Source organism: Ruegeria sp. CDSC042, from assembly GCF_059610745.1.
In genome coordinates this window covers 260584-281054 of sequence record NZ_JBXWOF010000003.1, presented here as the reverse complement: position 1 = coordinate 281054, position 20471 = coordinate 260584, and the positions used below count along the sequence as shown (strand labels likewise).

23 protein-coding genes are annotated in these 20471 nt (G+C 56.8%); 14 read left to right on the top strand and 9 right to left on the bottom strand.

The window, feature by feature from the left end; translation table 11 throughout:
• Positions 1-3 precede the first annotated feature (3 nt).
• The 7 genes from hisD to AC2FHX_RS09050 are packed head-to-tail and all read left to right on the top strand — an operon-like array spanning position 4 to position 5678.
• Entirely contained in the window at positions 4-1311 is a 1308-nt protein-coding gene (gene hisD, locus AC2FHX_RS09080; protein ID WP_282027724.1) for a histidinol dehydrogenase, read from the top strand.
• Positions 1304-2065: an SDR family NAD(P)-dependent oxidoreductase gene (locus AC2FHX_RS09075; RefSeq protein WP_496701298.1), complete on the top strand. Its 762-nt coding sequence runs from the start codon at positions 1304-1306 to the stop codon at positions 2063-2065. Before hisD ends, AC2FHX_RS09075 begins: the two co-directional genes overlap by 8 nt.
• Entirely contained in the window at positions 2062-3042 is a 981-nt protein-coding gene (locus tag AC2FHX_RS09070) for a zinc-dependent alcohol dehydrogenase (protein WP_496701297.1), read from the top strand. Before AC2FHX_RS09075 ends, AC2FHX_RS09070 begins: the two co-directional genes overlap by 4 nt.
• Positions 3043-3075: 33 nt before the next feature.
• Positions 3076-3489 (top strand): universal stress protein, encoded by a 414-nt coding sequence (locus AC2FHX_RS09065; RefSeq protein WP_496701295.1) that lies wholly within the window; start codon positions 3076-3078, stop codon positions 3487-3489.
• Between the two features lie 40 nt (positions 3490-3529).
• On the top strand, positions 3530-4036 hold the full coding sequence (gene comD, locus AC2FHX_RS09060) for a sulfopyruvate decarboxylase subunit alpha (protein ID WP_142637714.1): 507 nt from the start codon (positions 3530-3532) through the stop codon (positions 4034-4036).
• Positions 4033-4587, top strand: a complete 555-nt coding sequence (gene comE / locus AC2FHX_RS09055) for a sulfopyruvate decarboxylase subunit beta (RefSeq protein WP_496701293.1) — start codon at positions 4033-4035, stop codon at positions 4585-4587. Before comD ends, comE begins: the two co-directional genes overlap by 4 nt.
• Positions 4587-5678 carry an alpha-hydroxy acid oxidase gene (locus AC2FHX_RS09050; RefSeq protein WP_496701291.1) on the top strand — a complete coding sequence of 364 codons (1092 nt, stop codon included), beginning with the start codon at positions 4587-4589 and terminating at the stop codon, positions 5676-5678. The genes comE and AC2FHX_RS09050 overlap by 1 nt, the downstream gene beginning before the upstream one ends.
• 228 nt (positions 5679-5906) lie before the next feature.
• On the opposite strand, the gene AC2FHX_RS09045 is transcribed toward AC2FHX_RS09050, so the two are convergent.
• Entirely contained in the window at positions 5907-6785 is an 879-nt protein-coding gene (locus tag AC2FHX_RS09045; RefSeq protein ID WP_496701289.1) for a LysR substrate-binding domain-containing protein, read from the bottom strand.
• 98 nt (positions 6786-6883) lie between these two features.
• Here AC2FHX_RS09045 and AC2FHX_RS09040 point away from each other — a divergent pair, with 98 nt between their 5' ends.
• A complete protein-coding gene (locus tag AC2FHX_RS09040; RefSeq protein WP_142637939.1) occupies positions 6884-7588 on the top strand; it encodes an SDR family oxidoreductase in 705 nt (234 codons plus the stop codon).
• Positions 7589-7612: 24 nt separating this feature from the next.
• On the opposite strand, the gene AC2FHX_RS09035 is transcribed toward AC2FHX_RS09040, so the two are convergent.
• The 4 genes from AC2FHX_RS09035 to AC2FHX_RS09020 are packed head-to-tail and all read right to left on the bottom strand — an operon-like array spanning position 7613 to position 11396.
• Positions 7613-8401: a heme ABC transporter ATP-binding protein gene (locus tag AC2FHX_RS09035; RefSeq protein WP_496701287.1), complete on the bottom strand. Its 789-nt coding sequence runs from the start codon at positions 8399-8401 to the stop codon at positions 7613-7615.
• Positions 8402-8404: 3 nt separating this feature from the next.
• Entirely contained in the window at positions 8405-9481 is a 1077-nt protein-coding gene (locus AC2FHX_RS09030; protein ID WP_496701285.1) for a FecCD family ABC transporter permease, read from the bottom strand.
• Entirely contained in the window at positions 9478-10308 is an 831-nt protein-coding gene (locus tag AC2FHX_RS09025) for a heme/hemin ABC transporter substrate-binding protein (RefSeq protein ID WP_496701284.1), read from the bottom strand. Before AC2FHX_RS09025 ends, AC2FHX_RS09030 begins: the two co-directional genes overlap by 4 nt.
• A 32-nt stretch (positions 10309-10340) precedes the next feature.
• The gene (locus tag AC2FHX_RS09020) at positions 10341-11396 is read right to left on the bottom strand and encodes a hemin-degrading factor (RefSeq protein ID WP_496701459.1); all 1056 of its coding nucleotides are present in this window, start codon (positions 11394-11396) and stop codon (positions 10341-10343) included.
• A 238-nt stretch (positions 11397-11634) separates the two neighbouring features.
• On the opposite strand from AC2FHX_RS09020, the gene AC2FHX_RS09015 reads away from it, so the two are divergent.
• From AC2FHX_RS09015 to AC2FHX_RS08990, 6 genes are read left to right on the top strand one after another with little or no spacing between them, the layout of a single operon-like run.
• On the top strand, positions 11635-13665 hold the full coding sequence (locus AC2FHX_RS09015; protein WP_496701282.1) for a TonB-dependent receptor domain-containing protein: 2031 nt from the start codon (positions 11635-11637) through the stop codon (positions 13663-13665).
• 20 nt (positions 13666-13685) lie between these two features.
• A complete protein-coding gene (locus tag AC2FHX_RS09010; protein ID WP_496690031.1) occupies positions 13686-14132 on the top strand; it encodes a hypothetical protein in 447 nt (148 codons plus the stop codon).
• 4 nt (positions 14133-14136) lie between these two features.
• Positions 14137-14805 carry a MotA/TolQ/ExbB proton channel family protein gene (locus tag AC2FHX_RS09005; RefSeq protein ID WP_496701280.1) on the top strand — a complete coding sequence of 223 codons (669 nt, stop codon included), beginning with the start codon at positions 14137-14139 and terminating at the stop codon, positions 14803-14805.
• Positions 14795-15166 carry a biopolymer transporter ExbD gene (locus tag AC2FHX_RS09000; RefSeq protein ID WP_496701278.1) on the top strand — a complete coding sequence of 124 codons (372 nt, stop codon included), beginning with the start codon at positions 14795-14797 and terminating at the stop codon, positions 15164-15166. Before AC2FHX_RS09005 ends, AC2FHX_RS09000 begins: the two co-directional genes overlap by 11 nt.
• Positions 15166-15558 (top strand): ExbD/TolR family protein, encoded by a 393-nt coding sequence (locus tag AC2FHX_RS08995; protein WP_496701276.1) that lies wholly within the window; start codon positions 15166-15168, stop codon positions 15556-15558. Before AC2FHX_RS09000 ends, AC2FHX_RS08995 begins: the two co-directional genes overlap by 1 nt.
• Positions 15555-16376 carry an energy transducer TonB gene (locus tag AC2FHX_RS08990; protein ID WP_496701274.1) on the top strand — a complete coding sequence of 274 codons (822 nt, stop codon included), beginning with the start codon at positions 15555-15557 and terminating at the stop codon, positions 16374-16376. Before AC2FHX_RS08995 ends, AC2FHX_RS08990 begins: the two co-directional genes overlap by 4 nt.
• A gap of 66 nt (positions 16377-16442) precedes the next feature.
• On the opposite strand, the gene AC2FHX_RS08985 is transcribed toward AC2FHX_RS08990, so the two are convergent.
• The 4 genes from AC2FHX_RS08985 to AC2FHX_RS08970 all read right to left on the bottom strand — a co-directional run bounded on the left by AC2FHX_RS08985 (position 16443) and on the right by AC2FHX_RS08970 (position 20466).
• Positions 16443-17177, bottom strand: coding sequence for an ATP-binding cassette domain-containing protein (locus tag AC2FHX_RS08985; protein ID WP_496692973.1), 735 nt, complete (start codon positions 17175-17177; stop codon positions 16443-16445).
• Positions 17174-18385, bottom strand: a complete 1212-nt coding sequence (locus AC2FHX_RS08980) for an alanine racemase (protein WP_496701272.1) — start codon at positions 18383-18385, stop codon at positions 17174-17176. The genes AC2FHX_RS08985 and AC2FHX_RS08980 overlap by 4 nt, the downstream gene beginning before the upstream one ends.
• Positions 18386-18401: 16 nt before the next feature.
• Entirely contained in the window at positions 18402-19355 is a 954-nt protein-coding gene (locus AC2FHX_RS08975) for an ABC transporter permease (protein ID WP_282022025.1), read from the bottom strand.
• A gap of 61 nt (positions 19356-19416) precedes the next feature.
• The gene (locus tag AC2FHX_RS08970) at positions 19417-20466 is read right to left on the bottom strand and encodes a substrate-binding domain-containing protein (protein ID WP_281973186.1); all 1050 of its coding nucleotides are present in this window, start codon (positions 20464-20466) and stop codon (positions 19417-19419) included.
• Positions 20467-20471 lie beyond the last annotated feature (5 nt).

Genomic DNA, 20471 nt, shown 5'->3' with positions numbered 1-20471 from the left:
AAGATGAAACGTGAATACCTGAAAAAAGCGACCCTAACCGCTAAATCGGATGCTTCCGAAGTCCACGAGACGGTCAGGACAATTCTGGCTGATATTGAGGCAGGCGGAGATGCAAAGGCTATGGAATACGCCGCCAAGTTCGATCGGTACGAGGGCAATGTCCTGTTGACCGCCGAAGAAATCGAGGCGGCAGGAGCGCTTGTGCCGGAGAGGCTGAAAGCGGACATCCGGTTTGCGCATGACAACGTCAAACGGTTTGCCGAGGCGCAAAAGGCCACAGTATCCGATGTCGAGGTTGAAATCGTACCGGGCATGATTGCAGGGCAAAAGGCTATCCCTGTTGATGCGGCGGGCTGTTATGTGCCCGGCGGTCGCTATAGCCACATTGCTTCGGCCATCATGACTGTGACAACGGCCAAAGTTGCAGGTTGTCGCCACATTACCGCCTGTTCGCCACCCCGTCCCGGTGTAGGAGTTGCCCCGGCCATCATTTATGCCGCGAACCTATGTGGTGCGGACAAGATTATGGCACTTGGTGGCGTTCAGGGTGTGGCTGCAATGACGTTCGGACTGTTTGGCCTGCCCAAGGCCAACATCCTCGTGGGCCCCGGCAATCAGTTTGTTGCCGAAGCCAAGCGCATTCTTTTTGGCCGTGTCGGGATCGACATGATCGCGGGCCCAACGGACAGTTTGATCCTTGCAGATGCAACAGCTGATCCGCATATCGTGGCAACGGATTTGGTAAGTCAGGCCGAACATGGCTACAACTCGCCTGTTTGGCTGGTCACAGATGACCGGGTGTTGGCCGAAAAGGTGATGGAGCTTGTGCCTGCCCTGATTGATGATCTGCCCGAGGTGAACCGCGACAACGCCTTTGCCGCTTGGCGTGACTATGCCGAAGTGATCGTTTGCTCAGATCGCGAAGAAATGGCAGTTTGCTCCGATGATTACGCACCCGAACACCTGACAGTGCAGGCCGAAGATCTGGATTGGTGGCTTGAGCGGCTCACATGTTACGGCTCGTTGTTCCTTGGGGAAGAGACAACCGTTTCCTATGGCGACAAGGCAACGGGCACCAATCATGTGCTGCCAACGTCAGGGGCCGCGAATTATACCGGCGGTTTGTCGGTCCATAAATACATGAAGATCGTCACTTGGCAGCGCGCCACACGCGAGGGTGCCAAGCAGGTTGCCGAAGCTACCGCGCGCATTTCCCGCCTAGAAGGGATGGAGGGGCACGCCCGTGCTGCGGATGTTCGTCTGGCCAAATATTTCCCGGATGAAGCGTTCGACCTGACCGCAAATGGCTGATCCAAGATCACTGTTTGACCTGACTGGCCGTGTGGCCTGTGTAACTGGGGCCAGTTCCGGCCTCGGGCGGCGTGCGGTCATCGCACTGACAAGCGCCGGAGCTCGCGTGGTGGGCGTAGCGCGGCGCGAAGACGCGCTGCAGGGCTTGCAAGACGAGGTCGGCGAAGATGTCGATTACGTTGTGGCCGATGTTGCCGACCGTGATGCGCTCACTGACTTGGTACAGGCGGTCGGCGCACCGTTTGGCGCGCCGGACATTGTTGTGCACGCCGCGGGCATTAACACCCGTCAGACGGCGGATGAGGTGACACCAGAAGGCTGGGATCAGACCGTGGCACTGAACATCTCGGCCCCGTTTTTCCTGAGCCAGGCGCTGGTGCCCGCGATGAAGGCCAAGGGGTGGGGGCGGATCGTGAATTTTGCGTCGCTCCAAACCACGCGCGCGTTTCCCGGTGGCATCGCCTATGGCACGACCAAAGCGGGCATCGCGCAACTGACCCGCGCAATGGCCGAGGCGTGGTCTGCATTTGGCATCACAGCCAATGCGATCGGACCCGGATTTTTCCCGACCGAACTAACCGAGGCCGTCTTTGCCGACCCGACCCGGGCCACGCGCAATGCCGCCCAGACCTGCATCGGGCGCAATGGCCGGTTGGAAGACATGGATGGCCCCATGCTGTTTCTCTGCTCGGACGCGTCCGGTTACGTGACCGGCCAAACCCTGATGGTCGACGGAGGGTTCACGGCAAAATGAAAGCGTTGGTTTATGAAGGTGTCGAAACGCTTGGTGTGCGCGAAGTCCCCAACCCGACCGTCGGTCAGGGCCAGTCGTTGGTTCGTATCGAGGCCTCGGGCATCTGCGGGTCGGACATGCACGCCTACCTCGGCCATGACGACAGGCGTCCTGCGCCCCTCATCCTGGGCCATGAGGCTGCAGGTGTGATTGAGGGCGGCGCGCGTGACGGCGAACGGGTCACGATCAACCCACTGGTCAGCTGTGGCACTTGTCCCGCGTGTCAGACGGGCCGCGATAACCTGTGCCCTGACCGTATGATCATCTCTATGCCGCCGCGCGAAGGGGCTTTTGCCCAATATGTGGCGATGCAAGACAGCAATCTCATTGTGGTGCCGGACCATGTTCCGTTGCAAAAGGCAGCACTCGCCGAACCTCTGGCCGTCAGTTGGCATTCCATACGGTTGGGGCTGACGGCGCTTGATCCGGCTGCCAGCCGCACGGCGCTTGTGCTGGGGGGCGGGGCCATTGGTCTTGCTGCGGCCCTTGCCCTCAAGGCACAAGGGGTCGATGACGTAACTGTTGCGGAACCCAGCGACAAGCGACGCACATTCCTGGAAGATCAATGCTTAGTGAAATCTGTACCCGCGGGGGCAGGGCAGTATGGCATCGTGGTCGACGCCGTCGGATACGCGGCAACACGCGCCGCAGCCTCTGCCATGGCTGAACCCGGGGGTGTCATCGTTCACATCGGTCTGGGTGAAGATACAGGCGGCCTCGATATCCGGCGGATGACCTTGCAAGAGGTGACGTTCATCGGAACCTATACCTACACGCCGCAGGACTTCCGGGATACCTGTGCGGCACTTTTCGATGGCGCGCTTGGCCCGCTGGATTGGGCGGAACATCGCAGCCTTGATGATGGACCGCAGGCGTTTGCCGATCTACGCTCGGGCGCGGTTGCGGCCCCCAAGATCATCCTCGACCCGTGGGCCTGACCCCTATGATCACCAACCAAATGGAGACACAGCATGTATCATAAAATCCTCGTCCCGATGGCGCTGGACCATGGCGTGTCGATCCATACGCTCGAGATCGCCAAAGCGCTGAGCGCGAAGGATGCCCAGATATTCGCCCTTCACGTCCATGAGGCGCCCCAAGGCTCGGTCAGTGCCTATCTGGACGAAGAAACGGTTGCCGCCGGGTTTGAAAAAGCGCGCGCTGATCTTGAGGGTAAATTGTCTGGACATCCCGGTGTCATGCCGGTGATTGTAAAGGGACATTCGGCCCGCACTATCATTGACTATTCCGAGGCGCATGGCATCGACTGCATCGTGATTGGATCCCACAAGCCCGGCCTCAGAGACTATTTCCTTGGCTCCACAGCTGCCCGCGTCGTGCGGCACGCAGGCTGTGCCGTCCATGTGCATCGCGCGTCCTCTTGAGGACGCCCTCCACCTCTTTCAAGAAAGGCTCTTCTGGAACATGAACATAGACAAGAAGATCACCGACGATCTTGTCGCGAATGATATCTCATTCGTGACGACGGTGCCCTGCAAACAGCTTGCGGGCGTTATCGAAGAAATCGACCAACACCCGGATATCTTCCATATTCCGTCGAACAAGGAAGACGAGGGCATGGGCCTATGTGCCGGTGCGTGGATGGGTGGAAAACGCCCTGCGATCATCATGCAGAACACAGCCATTGGGGTGACGATCAACACTCTTGCGACGTTGATCCAGTATTACCGGATGCCTCTGCCGATGTTGATCAGCTACCGCGGAGAGCTCCGCGAACCTGTGGCGTGTCAGGTGGAAATGGCGGTGCATACCAAGGCGCTGCTGGCGCAGATGAATATCCCCACCTACCACTTCCATCACCAGAAGGATGTGGAAGAGCTGGATATGATCCTGAAGTATACCTTTATGTGCAACAAACCCGTGGCAATCCTGACCGATGCCAATTTCTGGGGAGGCTATGGCGACCAATGATCCGTTCTGAAATCCTCAAGGAAATTGCACCTCAACTTCGTGATCAACTAGTGGTCTGCAACATTGGCATCCCCAGCCAAGAACTGCATGCCATCGACGATCAACCAACGAATTTCTACATGCTCGGCACGATGGGCCTCGCTTCGTCAATCGGCTTGGGTCTGGCGCTGGCTCAGCCAAAAACCGTGATCTCTATCGATGGGGACGGGTCGGTGTTGACCAATCTGGGCACCTTGCCAACCATTGGGAACAATATGCCCCCGAATTTCATCCTGATGGTCATCGACAACGGATCATATGGATCAACCGGTGATCAGCCGACCTATACAGGGCGCAAAACCGATCTGGCGGGCATGGCGCGTGCGGCCGGATGTGACAATGTCGTTGAAGTACAGGATGTTGATACCGGCAAAGCACTGCAAGAGGCGATGGACGCACAGGTCGGCACGGTCATGATCGTGAAATGCGACAGCGGAAATGCCAAGATGCCAGTCATTACAATGGACCCGGTGATCATCAAGGATCGCTTTATGAAAGCGGTGGCTGGTTGATGAACCGCGCCGCGCGAATTCATTCCAGTGAGGATGCGCGGCGTTTGGCCAAGGCACGTCTGCCTTGGATGGTGTTTGACTATATCGATGGGGCCGCAGGGTCAGAAACAGGGGCTGCGCGTAACCGCGCTGCTCTGGATGACATTTGCCTTGAACCCCGGATACTGAAAGATGTCAGCCATCGGTCTTTGGACATGCCGCTGTTTGGCAAGATTGCCAAGCGGCCCTTTGGCATTGCGCCGATGGGGATGTGCAACCTGTCCAGACCTGGTGCCGATCTGATGCTAGCGCGGTTGGCCGCACGCGAATCCGTGCCTTTGGGGGTCTCGACCGTGGCCTCAACCCCGCTGGAAAAAATGATCGAGGTTGCCGAAGGGCACGCGTGGTTCCAGCTTTATTTCAGCGGAGACGGGACGGGGTCGTTCAAACTGGCAAAGCGTGCGCAAGATGCCGGATACGAAACCCTGATCGTCACCGTCGACGTGCCCGAGGTTGGTCGCCGACCGCGTGAGTTGCGCCATGGTTTTACCATGCCATTCCGTATCGGACCCCGCCAATTTCTGGACTTTGCCCTGCACCCGCAATGGTCGCTTATGTCACTTGCCGCAGGTCGTCCGCAGATGGCAAATTTCGAGATGCCGGGCTTTGAGTTCGACCGCACCGAAAGCCGCGCGAGGGCGACTTGGACAACATTGAAGGCTCTGCGCGATTTGTGGCAAGGCAACCTGGTAGTAAAAGGCGTGACCAACGCCGAGGATGCGCTGCAGCTGAAATCCGAAGGCGTTGACGCCATTCAAGTGTCAAATCATGGCGCACGGCAACTTGAAAGCGCACCCGCTGCCGTTCACGCGCTGGGCCGGATACGAGACAGCGTTGGTGCGGATTTTCCGCTATTTTACGACAGTGGCTTACGATCTGGCGAAGATGTTCTGAAAGCCCTCGATCAGAGTGCAAATTACGTGTTCTTTGGCCGCGTATTGCAATTTGCCATCGCCGCGGCCGGCGAAGAAGGTTTGCATAGACTGTGGAATATCCTCAGCGAAGAGTTGTCCAGTGCACTTGCTCAGGTTGGTCGGACGAAACTGACCTGAAGCAACTGAACAAATGTGAATGCCGTCGGTAATGCCTCTAACGCACACGATCCGGATGCCGTTACGAACTATTTTGCCCCGGATGCTGTGTTCGACTACGCCAGCGGCTCGAGGTGTTTGCCCGCAGGTTCGAGAGCACTAAGACCCTGAATTGGGAAGCGTTGGGAAACCTAAGCAGCCCTTCATTTCAGACGCGCATGCGTGCGCTTTGCAGGAATCGAAAGCCGATCACGTTTCTTTCGCCGACCGCGATTTTAGCCAGTTTACGACTTGCATCACCGCGTGTTGGTTTGCGGCCGAACGCTCTATGAGGAGGTAAAAATCGCTACCACCGATGTCTCTTGCCGCACCAACCTCTACCAGGCGTCCTGCCTCAAGATCTCGGGAAACCATGAAACGGCTGACAAGGGCCACACCCTGCCGCGCGATCGCAGCGTCAACTGCAAGCGCTGTCTGGCTTAATCGAAGGCCGCGTTGCGATTTGTCACGAACCCCTAGGTCTGCAAGGTATCGCGGCCAAAGGTCATGCGTGTCATGAATTTTGGGCAGGCGTGCAAGGTCATCTGGTGTTAACGAATTGAATCCGTCGCTGATAAATTCGGGTGCGGCGACGGCAATCACCTCTTGTCTGAAAATAAGCGCCGCCCGAAGCGCGGCGCCAAACGGCGGCGATCCCTGCCGGACGGCAAGGTCGATCCCGTCGCTGTGAAAGCTGGAGACTTTTTCAGTGGCCATGATCCGCAAGTCGATTTCCGGATGGCTCTCAGCAAAGTCCGGCAGATTCGGGATCAACCATCTGGCAGCAAAAGTCGGGGTGACGCTTATTATAACCTTGTCCGGTTCCGGCTTTAGCTCGGCGGTTGCTGATCTAAGGCTCGCAAAGGCAACCGATATACGTGCGTGATAGCTACGGCCAACCGAGGTGAACTCCAATCCTTTGGGCACCCTTTCGAACAATGTGACTTCTAGGTGAGCTTCCAGCAGTCGCACCTGCTGCGCCACCGCCCCTTGTGTTACGCCCAACTCATCGGCAGCGGCGCGGAAACTGAGGCGGCGCCCAGCGACTTCGAAAGCCCGTAAACCGTTGAGGGGAGGAAGATCAGCCATGAGACAATAGTATTTCTACTGTAATGAAACATCAAATCTCAATCGAACGACCCATCGAAACAGGATATTTTCGCAGAATACATAAGGGGAATCGTCAGATGGCAGTAGAAAAAGTAGCTTTGATTACCGCGGGCGGGAGTGGCATGGGGGCTGACGCGGCACGCCGGCTTGCCAAAGATGGCTTCAAAGTCGGGATCCTCTCTTCTTCGGGTAAAGGCGAAGCACTCGGCGCCGAGCTGGGTGGTTTTGGCGTCACTGGTTCTAACCTCAGTGGTGACGATCTGACTGCTTTGGTCACGGGCGCGACGGAGCGTTGGGGCCGCGTCGATGTCTTGGTCAATTCCGCCGGTCATGGCCCGAAAGGGCCCGTATTAGAGATCGGTGACGATGACTGGCATCAGGGGATGGAGGTCTATCTGATGAATGTGATCCGCCCAACACGGCTGGTGACACCCTTGATGCAGCAACAGGGCAGGGGGGTGATTATCAACATCTCTACTTTCGCGGCGTTCGAGCCCGATCCGCTGTTTCCAACATCAGGCGTCTTCCGGGCAGGATTGGCCGCCTTTGCCAAACTCTATTCCGATAAATATGCCGCAGAGAATATTCGCATGAATAACATCCTGCCAGGTTTCATCGACAGCTTGCCCGAAACAGAAGACCGCAAAGCTCGGATTCCGATGGGACGTTACGGTCATGCTGCGGAGGTCTCTTCGCTTGTCTCATGGCTGGCGTCTGAAGGCGGTGGCTATATGACGGGTCAAAACTTGCGCGTTGACGGAGGATTGACCCGCGCTGTCTGAGGCAACGTATCTGTTTGCACAACATCAAGCCTCAATGCATTTACGCATTGCCTGAGGCAGTACAAAAGGAAGCGGGCCGGTCGGCACCATGCCGATCGGTAGGTTGATGCCGTAAACTTGCTGCATAAGGTCATCGGTGAGGATATTTGAAGGTGTGCCAGAGCCCCAGACAGTGCCCTGTGACATCACGTAAACACAGTCTGCAAATAGCGCGGTGAGGTTCAGATCGTGCATCACCACCACCACACCTCCACCTTGGGCGGCAAAATCGCTTGCGATACCAAGGACCGTAAATTGATGCGCGATATCCAGGCTGGCAACCGGTTCGTCCAGTAAAAGCCAGCTGGGATGATCGGCCCGTTGTGCCTGCCAGACCTGCGTCATAACACGGGCTAACTGTACGCGCTGCTGTTCACCCCCGGACAGGGTCTGGTAAGACCTCTGCTCGAACCCGGCTAGGTCGACATGTGCCAGGGCGGTAGTGACCGAACTGTCATCTTGTGCGGCCAACCCGTTTGCCAGCCCCAGTCTGACAATCTCGTGCACTTTGAAAGGAAAGGCCACGCTGGTCGATTGTGGCAGCACACCCCGTTTTGCGGCCAGTTGCCAGGGCTTTAACTCTGAGATGTCGTGGCCATTCAGGGTGATGGTTCCGGTCGAGGCAATCTCTCCGGCCAATGCCTTTAGTAAGGTCGACTTGCCCGATCCGTTGGGCCCGATGATTGCGGTGACCTGACCGGGATCGGCCTTGAAATTCACGTCGTGCAAGATGTCCTTTCGGCCCAGGCTGACGCAGATGTTCTTACCTTGCATGATTTACATTCCCATAATGCCGTGGCGGCGCAGGAGGATCCAAAGAAAGACCGGTGCGCCGAGAATTGCCGTGACGATCCCGATTGGCAGTTCCGCCGGGGCCACCACGACCCGGCTGATCATGTCGGCGCAAAGCAGCAGACTGGCACCCAGCAGGGCGGAATTCATCAAAAGCCTGTGGTGGTCCGGCCCCGTTGCCAGACGTAGCAAATGGGGGACCACAATTCCGATGAATCCGATGCCGCCGGACACGGCAACAGCGGCCCCTGTTGCGCCGGAAACTGCAAGAATGGCGATGTTCTTGCTGCGCTGAACCGGGATGCCCATGTGATGGGCCACCGCCTCTCCCATCGCCAGACCGTTAAGCGCGCGAGCCAGAAATTGTGTGCTTGCAAGGGCAACCAAAATGATTGGCGCAGCCGAGGCGATTTTGGTCCAGGTTGCCCCAGCTAACGATCCCATTCCCCAGAACGTCAGGTCGCGTAATTGCTGATCATCGGCCATGTAGACCAGAACACCCGATGCAGCGCCGGATAAGGCACCTAATGCAATGCCGGCCAGTAGCATGGTTGCGACCGATGTCTGCCCGCCGCTGGTCGAGACACGGTATAGGATCAGAACAGACGCCCAGCCACCAAGAAAAGCAGCAATGGCCACTAACCCGTTTCCTGTCCAGACCAAAACCGACACTGGCAAGTGGCTGCCAAGGATGATGGCTGAAATTGCGCCCAGACCTGCGCCCGCGCTGACGCCGACAATTCCGGGGTCCGCCAACGGGTTTCGGAAAAGCCCTTGCATGACCACCCCTGAAACAGCCAGTGCGGCACCGACCATTATCCCCATTGCAAGCCGGGGCAAGCGTATGTCCCAAAGGACAATCCGATTCAGGTCAGACAGGGACCGCCCATTGATTAGGTCGATCACCGCCATGTTTAACGACGCATCCGAAGCACCGACTGAAATGCTTGCGGCGCTGGTCAGGCCAAGCAATACTAGTAAGGCCAAAGTAACCCGCCGTGCGGTTGCTCGCCGATTGTACCCAGGTGCCTCGGCGCTCATATGATCCAACGTCAGCGTCATGAGCCACCTTCATCCTGCAGGGCTGCTGACAGATCAGAAATGGCACTGGCGGTTCTAGGGCCAAACCCAAGAAGATATGCACCCTGCATGCGGATCAGCATCTTGTTCTGGCCCGCCGGGGTCAGCTTGACTGCGGGCAGTGAAAAGAGCGCGGCATCCTCGGTATTATTATCACCCCGCCGATCCATCATAAGGATGACATCAGGCGCAGCCGACACCAGCGCTTCGGGCGTCATTGGCTTGTAACCTGACACTTTGGCGGCGGCATTTACACCGCCAGCCAATCGAATGATGCTGTCTGCTTGGGTATCCACACCTCCCACTGTGATCCGGTTATCCTGCACCGACAGAACAAACAGAACCCGTTTCGGGTTGGATCCTGCGGCACTACTAGCCGCCAATTCCGCCTGATTGATCTGGCGTATGGTTTGCGCTGCCAATCCCTCGGCAGCAACGTCAGCTCCCAGCACGGCCCCAACGGTTTGGATTTTTTCGACCACGCCTTCCAGAGAGAACCCATCCTTGATCGTGACGTATTGCACGCCCGCTTCCTGCAGAACCGCAATCGCCTCTGGTGGTCCTGAACCTTCAAGCGCCAGGACCAAGTCTGGTTCTACCGACAAAACGCCTTCGGGCGACAGCGCGCGTCGGTATCCGATATCGGGCAGGTTCATCGCTTCTGTCGGGTAGGTTGATGTTCGGTCGCGACCAACAAGCCTGTCTTGCTGACCCAGAGCGTAGACGATTTCAGTGATGGAACTGCCGATCGCGATGATCCGCTTTGGTTCGTCGTCCGCAGCCTGCGCGACCTGTGTACTTAGCAGCATAGCCAAGGCAGGCCAGATCACTCGCATCCTGTTCATGTCAGCGCGGCCTCGGGTTGGGGTTCAAGTGCGGCAACTAACTCATTCCAGATTGGGCGATGGTCGGTATCGCCGGTGCGCTGACCAAATATCTGGAAGATCAGCCCACCTTCTGCATCGAACGCCTCGACCGAGACGGCGGGGCCGCGCTGAGTCGGTTTGGTGACAGCCCAGACCTCTGCAATATGGTCCGTCCTCAGATGCAGATTGAAACGCGGGTCAAGCACATTGAACCAGGGTCCCATCTGCTTGATCGTTCCGATAAGGCCACCGTGAATTTCGATACATCCACGATTGCCAACAAAGATCATCACCTCAATTTCCTTGTCGCACACCTGTTCGAACATTGGTGATATTACCGACGGCGTCAGTTCCCTGACGAGCGGTTGGCCGGCGATGCGATAGGCCCCCAATCGGTTCATCTTGAGCTTTGAGGTCAAGCGCATGAACTGGTGGGTGTCCGTCATCTTGGCCCATTCCGCACGTAGGATTTCCGTCTTTTCGGGGTTGGCCTTGGGCGCTTCGGTCGGTCGGCGCGGTTCTAAATCAAGAGTTTGCGATTGGTCCTCAGACGCAAGGGCGCTGACAAGCTTATCCCAATGGTCCAGATCCGATCCTTCGCGCAGGAATATCTTGTGCACCGCATCGCCTGCGGCATCAAAGACCTGAAGCGAGCGTTTCACACCGCTGTCGGTTTTGCGTTCGATCGCAAAGGCATGGACCCAGTGGCTGGGAAACATGCGCAAATCAATCTCATCCGTCAGAACCATCGAGGCATGCGCGCCCGAATGGTAATTGTCGTATTGTCCGACCTTTTCGATCACGCAGGAGATATTGCGCGTCAACGCCATGACCTCTCCCAACCCGTTGAGCATTGGGAAAATGTCATCAAGGCTAGCCGACAGCCGCGTTACGTCCAGCCCAGCGAAGGCAGCGACCAACTGGCCTTCGGTAAGTCCAATCGATTCTGCCAGATCGCGGTCACGTTTGCCGCTGTTTTGCGCATAGGCTGCACGAATTTGAGCCGGGGTGTTAGGCACCTGTTCCGTCATGGGTTTTCCCATCTTCGAGTTGATTTTCAGAGGTGCTGGCCCGGCAGCCGAATTGTTCGGGTGCCCGCTGGCGAGAGTCGGCGATGCGACTGCGATTTATTGTTGACTGTTTTAGTAACCTTTATTAACGAGCACAAGTCGCCAAAAAAAGGCGGCTCCAAAAAACAATAAAACAGACTGACCAAAGCCAGCATGGCGCAAGCATTTCAGGTCCTCCTACTGTTTCGAAGGGACAGAGATGCGTGTGCAAATACGGAAGATAGCTTTGCTGGGAACGGCTTCGTGCCTCAGCATGATTGCGGCTGGCGCTAGGGCGCAAGAACAGAATGACGGTTTCCTGGGCACCCTGATACTTGGGGAAAGCAAACGAGAGATTCAGACAGACACTGCCGTGCCGGTCACAAATATTGATCAGGAAGAGATCAACGACCGGCAGGCCAATACGGTTGCAGAGCTGATCGACTCGGTTCCGGGGGTAAGCCTGGTGAACGGCTCGACCCCTCAGGGATCGGGCATCAATATTCGCGGCTATGGTGCAAACGGCACGTTCGGAACCGACCAGAAGGTTCTGATCCTGGTCGATGGCGCCACAACGGGCGCGGAAGAGCTGTATCGGATCGGCAACCAGCTTTTTACTGACCCGCAGCTTTACAAAAGCGTCTCGGTCATTCGGGGCACTGTCGGGTCTTTCGAATATGGGTCCGGGGTTGTTGGCGGTGTCGTTCAGCTGGAAACCAAGGACGCGTCAGATTTCACCGGTGGAGAGCCGGGTTTCCGTTTCCGTCAAACCTTTGAAGGGTATTCCAACGGTAACGGATTTGCCTCGTCCTCTATCCTGGCTTGGCAGCCGAATACCCAAACGGAATTTCTGTTCAACTACACCTATCGCGATCAGGACGATCAGGAGGATGGAAACGGCAATACGATCGGCAACAGCGCGTTCACGCTGCCGTCGCTTCTGGCTAAGGGCAAATACAGCTTCGGCAACGATCTCGAACATTCGTTCACCGCATCCTACAACCAGTCCACATCTGAAGAGCGCGACGTCCCTTATGACTCGTTTGGCACCACGTCGGATGCCTTTGGTAATGTAGACCGTGATATCGAAACAAAGATCGGAATCCTGCGGTATCAATATCAACCCGTTGGAAATGATCTGGTCGATCTGGATGTGAACCTCAGCTATTCTGAGCAGGCGATCGAAAGCAGCTATGTTTCCGGGTCTTCCAGCCTTGAGGGCACGCCATTCTTCCCTGGAATTCAGGCTCTGACTGATGCCACGCATAACTATGAAACGACAAAGCTGACGATCAAGAACACGTCGTATTTCCAGACCGGCATCGCCTCGCATGATCTGCGGGCAGGGATTGAATTCATCAACCGCGAACGGTTGGACGCGGCATCGGCGCCGGGTGGAACCGACCGTCGATTTGCCCTGTTTGCTGTGGACGATGTGCAGATCGGTGACAATCTGACGATTACCCCCGCGGTGCGATATGAGACGCAGGACATCGACGGTGATGATGACGCCGCGGCCCCGTTCAACGAAAGCTATGACAACAACGCGCTTATGGGCGGGTTGTCGGCGCGGTACGCGTTCAACAGCGGTTTCGCGATCTTTGGTGGTGCGGCCTACACGGAAAGCCTGCCGATCATCGATGATCTGGGCACGCCGCTTTACATGACGCAACCCGAGAGATCCCGCACGTGGGAAGCTGGTTTTTCCTATGATCGCGGTGACGTGTTTGCCGAGGGCGACGTGATCCGCGCCAAGGTCAATTTCTATCAAACGACCCTGTGGGATATCACCTCCTACGTCTCTGGCACCCCGTCTCAACCCCTGTCCGAAGTGGAAACAAAAGGCGCCGAGATCGAAGCCTCTTATGCCAATGCGGGTGGGTTCTACGTCGATTTCAACTCGAACATCGTGACGGGTACGGAAACCAGCGCCACCGGCGATGACTCGCGTTGGCGGAATGAGCCGTCGGATTCCGCGCGCCTGACATTGGGCAAGCGGTTCGGTCAGACGTTGGACGTCAGCTGGGAAATCTTCGGTGCCCGGGCCGGAACGGACTCGAGCGGGGACGCGACCGCGGGATACGGAGTAAACTCTCTGCGTGCGACCTACATGCCGCAAGAGGGTATGTTTGAAGGCTTTGAGCTGCGCGCCGGTATCGAGAACATCCTTGATAAGGACTACCGCCCGAACCTGTCGACCCGCAATTCGACGGGCCGGACCTTCAAGCTCGGCCTGGCCAAAACCTTCTGATCCCAAGGAAAGGACCCGTTATGCGAAGTGCGGCAGCAAACAAAGCCAGCGCTGTCCTGTCGACCCTGCTCTCAGTCTTGGGGGCAGGGATCGCCAGCGCAGAAGACGTGCCCAAGACTGGCGGCGTATCAATCGAACTCAGCTCTGCCGAAGCAAGGGGGCAAAACTGTCTGCTCAGCTTTGTCGCCGAAAATATGCATGAGGTCGACATCAACGGTGCGGTCTATGAAACCGTCCTGTTTGGCAAAAACGGTGCGGTCGCGTTAATTACCCTGCTGGATTTCGAAGAACTGCCCGCAGGCCGCCCACGGGTCAGGCAGTTTCAATTCACCGACATGGCCTGTGACCAGATCAGCCGGATTCTGTTCAACGGCGTGCAGGAATGCATGACCCAGAGCGGTAACAAAGATGCCTGCATGAATGGCCTCAGTCTAAAAAGCCGCCTTGAAACTGAGATGATTGGATAAAGCTATGTCCGAAATGCTGCAAAAACTGATGGAAATCCTGCAATTAGGGGGCCCGGTGGTGGCGATCCTGATTGCAGCCTCAATCGCGACCCTCGCCTTGGTCTTTTACAAAATCTGGCAATACAAAGCGGCGGGAGTCGGCCGACACGTCGAATTGTCAAGGGCGATCGACGCATGGGACCGAGAAGACCCCACGGCCGCCAGAATATACCTGAACAAAAGCCGTAGTTACCTGGCGCCGGTGATCGCAATGGCATTGTCCGGGAATGATCGCACCTTGTCCGAACGGGTCGATGCCGAGGCTGAGACGCGATTTGCAAAACTGGAACAGGGTCTCAACGTGCTGGACATCGTCTCGCAACTTGCGCCCCTGCTTGGATTGTTCGGCACAGTGCTGGGCATGATCGAAGCCTTCCAGACCCTGCAGGGGGCAGGCAACGCTGTTGACCCATCGTTGCTGGCTGGGGGCATCTGGGTGGCGCTGATGACAACAGCAGCGGGGCTGGCTGTAGCCATGCCGACGTCACTGATCCTGACCTGGTTTGAGGCCCGCGTGAACCGGGAACGCGTCTTTGCCAACCGTGCGCTCAGAACAATATTTGCCCCCGGCCATGCCGAGGAGACCGAGCAAACGGCAGGGGCGCCAATTACGGCGCTGGTACATGGCGCTTAATGTGCAAAGAAAGCGGCGCAAACGCCTGTCAATGACTTCGCTTATAGATGTCATCTTTTTGCTGCTGTTGTTTTTCATGCTGACATCCACATTCTCAAAATTTTCCGAGATTCAGTTTTCGACGGCCTCCGTCGGCGGCGCGGAGCCAGAACAAGCCATCCGGTTTATTAAACTGGATGCAGACCGAATTCTGGTCGATGGTGCGCCTGTACCATTGGCGCAGGTCGCCCCAATGCTGCTCGACGCCAATTCCCAAATCGCGCTCATCAGCCTCGGACCAAAAGCAACCTCTCAGCAGCTGATTGATCTGCTCATCGTGCTGGCACCTGTCGAAAACTTGCGCACTCAGGTTTTGGGCTGATGCAGTTGAAATCGAAGCCCAGACAAAGCCGAGAGCCAACCATCGCGCTGATCAATGTCGTGTTCCTGATGCTTATATTCTTCATGATCGCAGGCACCCTTACGCCGCCGCTCAACGGATCGGTTCAGCTTGTCGAAACGATGGATCTGGAGGGACGCGAGCCGCCTGATGCATTGGTTATCCGTGCGGATGGCACACTTGAATATCGCGGGGCAGAGCTGACCAATGCTGCGGCCTATGTAGAGCGGGCGGCTGTTGATCTGCCCTTTGATGCGGTTCGGATCGTGCCGGATCGATCCTTGCCTGCGGTTGCGCTCAAACAGATCAGCGATGACTTGCGCGGGTTGGGTGCAAGTCAGGTTTATGTCGTGACCGAAAGGGGATTACGGTGATAACCAAATCCCGCGCGGTGGTTCTGATTTCTGTCGCATTGGCCGTAGCGACACATGGCCTTGCGCTTTTGGATTATTCGACCGCCGAACAGGTGCAGGTCGAAGGTGGCGGAGAGGAGAGGGCCGCCGCGCTGGGATCTGTATTCAAGGACTTCGTCGCCGGAACAAATGCACCAGCACCGGCCAGCACGCGCAAGAAACCGGCAGCACCTCATCGGTTGCAACCCAAGGCCCGCCCTGTCAAGCAGCAGCGCACAACGTCGCCGCAAACTCTCAGCCCGGTTGTGAGCAGCGCTACGGCCGCGACCGCTGTTGCGCCAAGCCCTCTCAGGCCTCAGGACGCTGAAACAACGAACAGACAGGGTGATGCTGCTTCGGTGTCGCCGACCGAGGATGCCAAGCCGCCGGAACCGAAGAAACAGGCAAGCAATCAAACTGCCACCGCGCATGGCAACGCGAAACAATCGGGGAAAAAAGGTGACGCCACCGGGAAAACCACGAAAGGCGCGGCAAATGTTGCTACATCCACGTCAGCGCTGACCGCATCCGGCAATGCTGACGCCAGCAACTATGCCGGACAGATTAAACGCAAGATTATCCGCGCCCGGAGTAAGAGCGCCAATATTCGAGGTGCCGCGTTGGTGGCCTTTCGAATAGCTGAGAACGGGACATTGCAGACGGTTGGAATAGTACGCAGTTCGGGATCAAAGCGGTTGGATCAGATCGCCCTTGCCCAGGTGAAAGCGGCTGCACCCTTCCCGCCACCTCCGGCAGGGGTGAGACGAGATTATACTTTCGAAATCATCGGGCAGCGATAGGTGTCATATCCGATCGAGCCAAAGGGCCCCTTTATAAAGATGGGGACACGGCTGCGCTTTGCGCCATCAACTATGAACACCGGTGATCATGGCGACAATTTCGTTCTTGTCGGTCTCGGCAGTTGTTCTGACACCTATCTGTTCACCCCGGCGTAAAACGCAGATGCGGTCGGCAAGACGAAAAACCTGATCCAGGGAATGGCTGATGATCAAGATTGCCAGATTGCGATCCTTAAGTGACGCGACGAGGTCCTCAACCTTTGCAGTCTCTGCAACGCCAAGTGCTGCAGTGGGTTCATCCAGAAGGATCAATTTGCTGGCCCAATGGGTTGCTCGCGCGATAGCAATGCCCTGTCTTTGGCCTCCGCTCAAATCACGTATGGCTGCGCGCTCAGAGGGGATGCGCACGTCAAGCTGATCAACAAGGCTTTGGGTTTCGGCACGCATGCGTGCTTTATCCAGCAGTCCAAAGGGTTTGCGCGTCAGTTCGCGGCCCAGAAACATGTTCATATAAACCGGCTGTTCGTCAGCCAATGCGAGGTCCTGATAGACCACCTCAATACCATGTGATCGAGCCGCGCTTGCATCCGAAAAACCGACTTCTTCGCCGTCAAGCGCGATCTCGCCGCTGGTTGGTCGATGCACGCCAGAGATGATCTTGACGAGCGTGGATTTACCCGCGCCATTATCACCGACCAGAGCCACGATTTCACCGGGGTAGAGGTCCAGTGAAAAATTCTGGATCGCGACCACTCCGCCAAAAGATTTGTGGATTTGCTTGAGGGAAAGAACCGGAGTCATTGCGCAAATGCTCCCGGCCAGCTGACGTGGTCGCCAAAGCCGTTTTCGATTGAGGTAAGCTCTGGCATTCCGCTGTCTACGCCTTTTATCCCGGCAACCAAAGCGCGGGTCACAAAGGCCTGCCCACGGAAACCGAAGACAACCGTGTCGCCTGGTGCGGGGTTTTGATCACTGTCGCTGTCGATCATGGCGTAGTAATCTATTGCGGAATAATCAGGAATTTCGACATTTCGCAGGGCTGACCGGCTGATTGTCGGGCTGCTGCTGACCAGCGCCCGAACCTGGTATTTCGGGAAAACCGGATCGATATAGAGCCCGCCGCCAAAGCAATAGGCTTTCCCGCCGTGATGGTGCGAGACCTCGGAAAGGTAAAGTACGGCGGGATCCTCAGGAAGGTCTTCTACCGCATGGAGAGGCGTCGTGCCATGTAGGCCATTGCCCGGTTCAACCTGCGTGGCCCCGGCTTCGGCTAATGCCGGAAGAACAGCTGAAGATGTCGTTCCGGGGGCATTGATTTCGACCTCCGTACGCCCAGCACGCGCCAGAGCTTCTGCAGCCATGTTGAGCGTGTGGAGGTTTGGGGTCGGCACAACCTTGCGGTCATCCTGGTCGAAAAGCAGGGCGGGAAAGGTCGTAATGCCTGCAAAGCGCCCGCCCTGCAGCGCATCCAAACGGTCAGCCACCGCCAGGATATCATTCGCGTCAAATCCCCCCTCGTGGCCACGATAAAACGTATCCCCTTCAGTCTGGATGCGCGCCATCAGTGCCTGTTCTCTCTCGGCCCGAGCAGAGGCGTCTGCCGCCTCTTTTGCCTTGTTGTCCGAGAATACCGTCCAATAGTCCGGGCGTAGTTTGGCTGCGGCGAAGAGAGCTTCTTGGCGGGGCACCTGTACAAGGTGACCCAAATGACCTGTCCTTAAGCCAGCGCGGTCACATGCCAAGGCGCAGGCCATATCCACGGCGACGGACCGGCTGATGCCACCGCGCATGACCGCCTGACAAAAGCCGGAATGGCGGCCCACCTGTTTGGTCATGGCAAAAGTTGCAAGGCCATGCCCACGGGCCACATCAGAGAAAAGGCGCGCGTTGCGTTCGACGGCATCCAAGTCAAGCACATAGGCGTTTGCGGGGATCTTCCCTTGTTGATGCAAGGCCATGGCGGCCTCGATGAACTTGGGGTTGCGGCGTATGAGAAGATCAAGAAACATTGGGTTGCTCCGGTGTCTATCGGCGGATTTCGCGGAGTGAAATTGCTACGGCGATCAGTATGATCAGCCCGCGTACGATCATCTGGTCCGAGACCTGAAGCCCCATCAGGATCAGCCCGTTATTCAGCATTCCCATCATGAGCGAGCCCAAAAGCGCACCTATTATGGATCCCTTGCCGCCATTAAGCGCAGTGCCACCTACGATGACAGCGGCAATGACCGTCATCAGATCGCTTTCGCCCATTGTATATTTGGCGGCTTGAATACGCCCGGCATAGAGCAAACCAGCCAGCCCAGCGGTTGCACCGCACAAGGTTAGAACCATCAGCCGGATACGGGGAACCCTGATGCCAGAGACTTGGGCTGCGCGGGCATTGTCTCCAACGGCCAGAACGTGTGCGCCAAAACGTGTGTGTCGGTAGATGACATGGCCAATCAGCACTGCAATCACGGTCCAGATGACAAGTGAAGGTACACCAAACAGCTTGCCCGAGCCGAAGACCCCGGTGAAAGTCCCGTTAACGACAGGAATGGATCGCAGATCGGTCATCGAACGCGCAATTCCGGCAAATAAACCCATGGTGGCCAAGGTCACCAGAAATGATGGCAACCGCAGATAGGCCACCAATGCACCATTGAACGCGCCGATCAGAATGCCTGCGCCAAGCCCCGCTGCGACACCCAGGATCATTGGGCCGTTCTGCATCGCAACAGCTGCCGAGAGGGCTGCAACTGCAACGACAGAGCCAAAACTCAGGTCGATCTCTCCCGCTGACAGGGCAAAGACCAATCCGATGGCCATGATCGTGGCTGGGGCTGTCTGAAGGACGATATTTGTCAGATTCCGACTGGTCAGAAACCCGTCATCGTAGAGAGTGATCCCAAAAAACAGAAAGATCGCAAGAAAGCCGAAATAAATGACGCAGCGCTGTAGATCCAAGTCGCGCATACGTTGAAAAGCCTGTTCCATGGATGCCTCTGGGAATATCCGGTTGCGGCAGGTCGTCAGAGGCGACCTGCCCATCAGGTCTCTACTTCGATGTCAGACTGGCTGGTGCATCAATATTCAGCGAGTTTTGCCATCCATCGGCAACGTTGTCCGCTGTCACTGTCAATGCAGGGGCTACAACAAAGGATGGTACGTCCTCGCCCAGCAGGTCGAGCACGGCACTGGCGGCCATTGCACGCCCCAGTTCATAGGCTTCATCGGCAACAATCGCCGCGACATTCCCACCCTGAACCATATCAAGGGCAATCGGCTCTGACAGATCCAATGTCACGATCTTGGTCGAGGTGTTTCCGTTCGTCCGCAGCGCTGCAAGAATACCCTCTGCCGGACCAGCCCAGGTTACGTAGATTCCACCCAGGTCTGGGTTTTTCAGCAGCATAGCATTGGCAATCTCTTCGGCGCGCGCAGGATCAGAAATGCCTTGTTCTGCAACGATTGTGATGTTCGGATAGTCGTTCTCAATCGTGGTCTTGAAAGCGTTGTCGCGCTGATTGGTCACATAATAATCTGCGTCGTGATAAATCCATCCAACTGTTCCTTCATTGCCCATGGCAGCCGCAAGCGCATCCGCCGCTTGTTTGCCCATCTGAAACAGATCATCCGTCACGATTGCCGCATAGTCGTCCGGGTGCTTGTAGCCGGCCGGCAGGTTCGAGAGGAAACTTAGGGCAACTCCGGCCTCTTTTGCCTCTGCAAATGCTGCGGCAGAGGTCACCGGGTCCAGAGGAAGCGACAGAATGATATTGGGCGATTTGGCCATGACCGTCTCGATATCGCTACGTTGTTTTGCAGCATCAAATCCTGCGCTTGTCACGGCAACGACCTCGATCCCCAGACGCGCAAATTCATCGCTGGCACCTGCTGTTACCGCATTCACAAAGTCGGATTGGTCATGCCACAGCAAAGCAGCTGAATATCCAGCCTCTTTCACCTTTTCGACATCATCATCAGCGACAACAACCATTGATGAAGGGGTGGCACTTTCCCCCGCTGGACCGATGGTTTCGGCGTATAAGCTGCCCGCCAGCGCGAACATCGCGGTAGCGGCAAATGTGCTTCTAACAAGTGACATGTTTG